This is a genomic window from uncultured Anaerococcus sp. (assembly GCF_937934665.1).
Taxonomy (GTDB): domain Bacteria; phylum Bacillota; class Clostridia; order Tissierellales; family Peptoniphilaceae; genus Anaerococcus.
This window is the reverse complement of the sequence record NZ_CALGYW010000061.1, coordinates 1-7,606: the sequence shown is the minus strand read 5'-3', so window position 1 is coordinate 7,606 and position 7,606 is coordinate 1. Positions and strand designations below refer to the sequence as shown.

At 35.9% G+C, this 7,606-nt stretch carries 5 protein-coding genes; 2 read left to right on the top strand and 3 right to left on the bottom strand.

Translation table 11 applies throughout. The features are described from left to right. Window positions 1–52 precede the first annotated feature (52 nt). From Q0410_RS03265 to Q0410_RS03255, 3 genes are read right to left on the bottom strand one after another with little or no spacing between them, the layout of a single operon-like run. Window positions 53–271 (bottom strand): cold-shock protein, encoded by a 219-nt coding sequence (locus Q0410_RS03265; RefSeq protein ID WP_299032788.1) that lies wholly within the window; start codon window positions 269–271, stop codon window positions 53–55. Then, a complete protein-coding gene (locus tag Q0410_RS03260) occupies window positions 268–1,002 on the bottom strand; it encodes a class I SAM-dependent methyltransferase (RefSeq protein ID WP_299032786.1) in 735 nt (244 codons plus the stop codon). Before Q0410_RS03260 ends, Q0410_RS03265 begins: the two co-directional genes overlap by 4 nt. After that, on the bottom strand, window positions 1,002–3,638 hold the full coding sequence (locus Q0410_RS03255; protein WP_299032784.1) for a valine--tRNA ligase: 2,637 nt from the start codon (window positions 3,636–3,638) through the stop codon (window positions 1,002–1,004). Before Q0410_RS03255 ends, Q0410_RS03260 begins: the two co-directional genes overlap by 1 nt. A 448-nt stretch (window positions 3,639–4,086) precedes the next feature. Between Q0410_RS03255 and Q0410_RS03250 the strand changes: the two genes are divergently transcribed. Both Q0410_RS03250 and ppdK read left to right on the top strand, forming a co-directional pair. After that, window positions 4,087–4,905: a pyruvate, water dikinase regulatory protein gene (locus Q0410_RS03250; protein WP_299032782.1), complete on the top strand. Its 819-nt coding sequence runs from the start codon at window positions 4,087–4,089 to the stop codon at window positions 4,903–4,905. Beyond that, a complete protein-coding gene (ppdK, locus tag Q0410_RS03245; RefSeq protein ID WP_299032780.1) occupies window positions 4,902–7,526 on the top strand; it encodes a pyruvate, phosphate dikinase in 2,625 nt (874 codons plus the stop codon). The genes Q0410_RS03250 and ppdK overlap by 4 nt, the downstream gene beginning before the upstream one ends. Window positions 7,527–7,606 lie beyond the last annotated feature (80 nt).

Here is a 7,606-nt window from a genome sequence, read left to right as displayed (position 1 = left end):
ATCCTATTGTAAATAACTAATTTATTATTATGTCCAGTTTTATGGGTACATTTCAGCTTGGGGGGTTTTTTAAAAATTTCTTAACTTTTTTTGCTTGTGGACCTCTTGGGGCTTCTATTTTTTCAAATTCTACATTATCTCCAGTTTCTAGCTTTTTAAATTCTTCTTCAGATATTATATCTGAATAATGGACGAAGAGGTCTTCTCCTCCCCATTTTATAAAGCCAAAACCTTTTTTGTTATCAAAAAATTTTACAACACCTATACTCATTTTTCCGCCTTTCTTGCTGAAAATAAGACTCTTAAGGTATCTTCATTTACATCACCCATGGTATCCTCATCAAAAATCCTTATGTCAGTAAAACCAGTTTTTTGAAGCAAATTTTTTACATAGTCTATAGTATAAATTCTTTCTTGTTGGTATTCCTCAATTCGCTTGTAGGACCCGTCAGGATTTTCTACAAAAAAGTTTAAGTTCATATCTATTAACTCATCCTCTAGGTAATTATCCCAGGTATAGAAGATATCCTCATACTCATAGACATAACATTCTGATCCAAAAATCTCTCTCATTTTCATCTCTGAATTTATATCAAAAACTAGGAGCGAATCGTCCTTGAGATTATCATAGGAGTTTCTAAATAACTTCTCAAGGTCAGCTGGGTTTGTAACATAGTTTACACTATCTAAAAGGATTACTATTAGGTCATAAAAATCTTTTTTCTCATATTCTACCATATCATAGTAGATTAAGTTTACCTTGTCATTATCGTATTTTTCTGCAAAACAGTTTAGCATGTCTGTTGATATATCAAGGGCATCTATCCTTTTATAGTCATCGAAAAAATAATTAGTGAGCATGCCTGAGCCACAAGCAAGCTCAAGCATATTCTCCTTTCCTATTTTATAATCTTTGGCAAGATCCTTGATATTTTTAGCATACTTTTCGTATTCTATATCAAAACTTAATTTATCATAGATATAGGAAAACTCACCGTACATTACTTATCCTTTATTTCTTCAAGGCTAGCCTTGGTTTTTTCTAAAAGATCCTTGTAGTCAGCAAGTTTTTCTCTTTCCTTGTTTACTACAGCCTCTGGTGCCTTATCTGTAAAGCCCTTGTTTGAAAGCTTGCCTTCTGCTCTTTTAATTTCTGATTCGATTTTTTTAATCTCGCCTTTTAGACGTTCTTTTTCCTTTTCATAGTCCATTAGTTCGTCAAGTGACATATAGACAGAAAATTCGTTAAAGACAAGTTTTACAAGACCTTCATCAGCTATATTTGCCTCATCCTTGTTTAAAACTTCTACTTCACTTGCGCTAGCTAGGTTTATAAATTGGTCTTTGATTTTTTCTATAAGGGCCTTATTTTCTCCGTTTTCTGCAACAATGGTTAGTTTTTGCTTGGTTTTTGCTGGTACATTTAGGCTAGCTCTTTGGTTTCTGATGGCTGTTATTGCCTTAATTACTGAATTTACGTTTTTCTCTTCTTCTATGAAGTTAAATTCTTCCTTTATTTCTGGCCAATCTTCAATTATTAGCATGTCTTTTTTGTTTGGTAGGGAAGAATAAATTTCTTCTGTTATAAATGGCATAAATGGATGAAGGATAACTAGCATGTTTTTTAGAACATAAAGAAGGACTTTCTTTACATTTGCCTTAGCTTGAGCATCTTCTCCATAAAGTCTAATTTTGGCAAATTCTATATACCAATCGCAGTATTCATTCCAAATAAAGTCTTCAATCCTATCAGCCGCAAGGCCTATTTCGTACTTATCAAGGTTTTTGGATACGTCTTCTATAACTTGGTTAAGTCTTTTTAGGATCCATTCATCTTCGAGTGTTAGATTTTTTCCATCAAAGTCTAAATCATCAGACTCGTCTATATTCATAAGGACAAATCTTGATGCATTCCAAAGTTTGTTGGCAAAGTTTCTTGATGCAAGAAGCTTATCTTCATCATATCTCATATCATTACCTGGAGAGTTGCCTGTTATTAGAGTAAATCTAAGGGCATCCGCTCCGTATTTTTCTACTACATCTATTGGGTCTACACCATTTCCTAAAGACTTGCTCATCTTTCTTCCTTGGCTATCTCTAATAAGACCTGTAAATAAGACGTGGGAGAAAGGCACTTTCTCTGTTGTATAAAGAGAAGCAAATACCATTCTTATTACCCAGAAAAAGATTATATCGTAGCCAGTTATAAGGATATCTGTTGGGAAGAAATAATCAAATTCTTCGTTTTCTTCTGGCCACCCTAGGGTTGCAAAAGGCCATAGAGCTGATGAGAACCAAGTATCAAGGGTGTCTTCTTCTTGGGTTACCTTTTTACCTTCCAGCATCCCTTTTTCATCTGGTTCGTCTTCTGATACTATGATTTTTCCATCTTCTGTATAAAATACAGGAAGTCTATGCCCCCACCAAAGTTGGCGTGAAATAGTCCAGTCTCTGATATTTTCTAGCCAGTTCATGTAGGTTTTTGAAAGGTTATCTGGAATTAATGTTAATTCGCCAGAGTTATAGGCATCTATACACATCTTGGCAAATCCATCCATCTTTACAAACCATTGTTTAGAAATAAGTGGTTCTATAACTACATCTGTTCTTTCAGAATAACCAACTGCATGGTCGATTTCTTCGATTTTTACAAGAAGGTCTTCTTTTTCTAAATCTTCAAGCATAGCTTCTCTGGCTTCATACCTATCCATACCAGAATATCTGCCATAGCCATCAACAACATGGGCAGTAGTGTCAAGAACAACACATTGGCCAAGGTCGTGGCGGGCACCAACTTCAAAGTCATTAGGGTCATGGGATGGGGTTATTTTTACACAACCTGTACCATATTCCATATCTACGTAGGAGTCTGCAATTATAGGGATTTTTCTACCTACAAGTGGTAAAATTAGGTTTTTACCAATCTTATCTTTAAATCTTTCGTCTTCTGGATTTACTGCTACAGCAAGGTCACCGAGCATGGTTTCTGGACGAGTTGTAGCAATTATTATATAGTCATCGCTATCTTCATAGCGGTATTTGATATACCAAAGCTTGCCCTTTTGATCTTTGTGGTAAACTTCTGCATCAGATATAGCTGTTTCTGCCATTGGATCCCAGTTAACAATTCTATTTCCCCTGTAGATTAGACCGTCATCATACATTTTTTTGAAAACTCTTTTGACAGCTTTTGTTAAATTTTCATCCATGGTGAATGAATCGTGGTCCCAATCGCAAGAAACACCTATTGTTCTTAATTGTTTTTTTATTGTACCGCCGTACTCATGGGTCCAATCCCAAGCTTCCTTAAGGAAGCCATCTCTGCCTAAATCGGCCTTGGTCTTCCCTTCTTTTGCAATTTTACCAACTACCTTGGCCTCAGTAGATATAGAGGCATGGTCAGTTCCTGGTATCCATAGGGCCTCAAAACCTGCAAGTCTTTTATACCTAATTATTATATCCTGTAAGGTATTATTTAGGGCGTGGCCTAAGTGAAGCTGGCCTGTTACATTTGGTGGTGGCATTACAATTGTAAATGGTTTTTTATCAGGATTTACTCCCGCCTTGAAATAGCCTCCCCTTTCCCATTCTTGGTAGATTTTTTTCTCAAAATCTTGTGGATTATACTTTGTATCCATATTTTCTCCTCTCAATTAAAAAAGTGATAACGCATTCTAGGACGAATTATCGCGTTACCACCTAAATTTCTTCTAATAAGACTCTCTTTTGCATTTATGCATGCTACATTAACATATATGAAAGCAACCTTCACCTAGTCTATCCAAAGATTTGCACCAACCATCTTCTCTCTAAAGGACTTTTTAGGCTAATCCTCTTTCAATGTTAGTATTTAACTTTAGAATATTATATTAATTTTTCCCTAAAAGTCAACATTGATTCTCTTTGATAAAAAAAATTATCATTTTTTACATGATATTGATTTCCTATAAAATTTTTTATAAATAAATATTGATTAGCTATGATTGATATATAGATAATAAGTATTTATATAAAACTTGTGAAAATATTTTCATTATTTCGAAAAATTTGGTATAATATCTTTAGAGTCTTGGTGCAGGAGAAATTATGAAATTAGTTATATATATAATCTCAGATAGTAGTGCTATTGGTCTTATCGAAATAGTCAAGGAAACCATGAGGCATTTTGACAAACCTTATGAGGTAAAACTATTCGATAGAATAAATAGCAAGGCAAAATTAAATAAACTACTTATCTCTATAAAAGATTCAGACAATTCGATAATTTATCACTCATTTAGAGATTCTAAAATGAAAGCCTATGTCAAAAGCTACCTATCTAGTAAAAACATAAAAGAAATAGGACTTGTGGACATAGCAGTAGAAGAAATGGCAAGTATTCTTAGCCAGGATAAAAATCCTAGCGAAGAGATTGCTAATCTTCCTGATATATACCACAAAAAAAGGATAGAAGCCCTAGATTTTGCCATTAATTTTGATGATGGACAAGATTTTAAGGGACTTGCTTTTTGCGATATAGCAATAATTGGAGTTTCAAGGTCATCAAAGACCCCCTTATCTATGTACCTTGCAAGTAAGGGACTTAAGGTTAGTAACATTCCTATCTTGGTTGATTCGAAAGTTCCCCATGAGCTTTTTGAAATAGAACCAAGTAAAATCTTTGGCCTTACCATAGATAAGGATGTACTAAAAAAAATAAGGGAAGAAAGACTTAAATCATTAAACCTATCTGTAGATTCCCTCTACTCCTCTAAGGAAAGGATCGATAGGGAAATCGATTATGCACTTGAGCTTATGAATGACCTAGGATGTATGATCATAGACGTTACTTATAAGTCTATCGAAGAAACTTCAGAAATTATCATTGGCAAATTAAATCAAAATAAAGGAAAGGAAAAATTATGAGCACAAAATACGTTTATAACTTCGACGAAGGTAACAAAACAATGAGAGACCTTCTCGGCGGCAAGGGTGCAAACCTAGCAGAAATGACAAATATGGAAATCAACGTACCATATGGTTTCTCTGTAACAACTGAAGCATGTATCAGATATTACAAAGAAGACCAAAAGATTTGGGATGAATTAAACGAAGAAATCTCAAACCACATCAAAGATCTAGAAGCCCACAATGGCAAGACCTTTGGTAACAACGAAGACCCATTATTAGTTTCAGTTAGATCAGGAGCCCCTATATCAATGCCAGGTATGATGGATACTATCCTAAACCTAGGTCTTAACGATGTTGCTGTTAAGGGACTTGAAAATAAAACTAACAATAAGAGATTTGCCTATGACTCTTATAGAAGGTTTATCCAAATGTTTGCTGACGTAGCTATGGGACTTGATAAAAACAAATTTGAAGAAGTTCTAACAGCTAAAAAAGAAGAAAAGGGCGTAAAAACAGACCACGACCTAACAGCAGAAGACTTTGTTGACGTTGTAGAAAAATATAAGGTAGTTTATAAAGATCTTGCAGGAGAAGAATTCCCACAAGAACCTAGAAAACAACTTGACCTTGCTATAGCAGCAGTATTTTCTTCATGGAATAACCCAAGAGCTATCCTTTATAGAAAACTAAATGAAATAGATGATAAGATGGGCACAGCTGTAAACGTTCAAACCATGGTATTTGGTAACATGGGCGAAACAAGCGGTACAGGAGTTGCCTTCTCAAGAAACCCTGCAACTGGTGAAAACGCTCTTTATGGTGAATACCTAATGAATGCCCAAGGTGAAGACGTAGTAGCTGGTGTTAGAACACCAGAACCTATAAGCCATCTTGAAGATATCATGCCAGATGTTTACAAAGAATTTGCAGATACAGCAGAAACTTTAGAAAAACACTACAAAGACATGCAAGATATGGAATTTACCATCCAAGAAGGTAAACTATTCTTACTTCAAACTAGAAATGGTAAGAGAACTGCCCAAGCAGCTGTCCAAGTAGCAGTAGATATGGTAGAAGAAGGACTAGTTAGCGAAAAAGAAGCCTTACTAAGGGTTAACCCACAGGACTTAGACGGACTTCTTCACCCTACTTTCACTCAAGATGCTATTGATAAGGCAGAAGCCCTAACTAAGGGTCTTGCAGCTTCTCCAGGAGCAGCAGTAGGTAAAATTGCTTTCTCTGCCCCAGAAGCAGCAAAAAGAGGGAAAGACGGAGAAAAAGTTATCCTTGTCCGTGAAGAAACAAGCCCAGAAGACCTTGAAGGTATGGTATCAGCAGTAGGTATCCTTACAGCTAGAGGCGGTATGACATCTCACGCTGCAGTAGTAGCAAGAGGTATGGGTAAATGCTGTGTATCTGGTGCATCAGATATCCACGTAAATGAACTTGAACATACTATGAGAATAGGAGACGTAGTCCTTACAAGCGAAGATACAATCTCAATCGACGGATCAACCGGTCAAATTTATGCAGGTGACCTTGCTACTCAACCACCACAAATGCACGGTGCCTTTGGTAAATTTATGGAATGGGTAGACAAATATAGAGATATGAAAGTTAGAACAAATGCCGATACACCAAGAGATGCTAAACAAGCTCTAGAATTTGGTGCTGAAGGTATAGGTCTATGTAGGACAGAACACATGTTCTTTGCAGATGATAGGATTTTCCAAGTTAGAAAGATGATCCTAGCAAGTGATCTTGAAACAAGAGAATCAGCCCTAGAAAAAATCCTACCAATGCAAGAAGAAGACTTCTATCAAATCTATAAACTAATGGAAGAAAGACCAGTAACAGTAAGACTTCTTGACCCACCACTTCACGAATTCTTACCAAAGGGAGAAAAGGAAATAGCCGACCTTGCCCTAGAACTAAAAATAGAGCCAGCACGAGTTCACGAAAGAATATCAGAACTTCAAGAAGTAAACCCAATGCTTGGTTTCAGAGGTCTAAGACTTGGCGTAATCTACCCAGAAATCTCTAAAATGCAAGCAAGAGCAATTATGCAAGCAGCAGTTAGACTAAACAAAGAAGGCGTCAAAGTAGTTCCAGAAATCATGATCCCACTATCATCAGATGTTCACGAACTAGACTACGTTAAAAATATAGTTAAAGAAGAAATCGAAAAAGTATTTGAAGAGCAAGGTATGGAAATTGACTACCTATTAGGTACCATGATTGAAATTCCTAGAGCTGCTATCACAGCAGATGAAATCGCACAAATTACAGACTTCTTCAGCTTTGGTACCAACGACTTGACACAAATGACCTTCGGTCTATCAAGAGATGACGCAGGTAAATTCCTACCATCCTACATCGAAAAAGACATCCTAGAAAAGGATCCATTCCAAGTTCTAGACCAAAAAGGTGTTGGTTTCTTAGTAGAAACAGCTGTAGAAAAAGGTAAGAAATCTAACCCTGCCCTCCACCTAGGTATATGTGGTGAGCACGGTGGCGAACCAAATACTGTTAAATACCTATATAACGTAGGACTTGACTATGTATCTTGTTCACCATTCAGAATTCCAATAGCTAAACTTGCAGCAGCCCAAGAAGCAATTGAAAAAAATAAATAAGATAAAAACCAATCTCCGACTAAGTAAAATCCTAGTCGGGGATTTTTTTCGTTAAAAATTTGAAATCTTTATTTATTTGG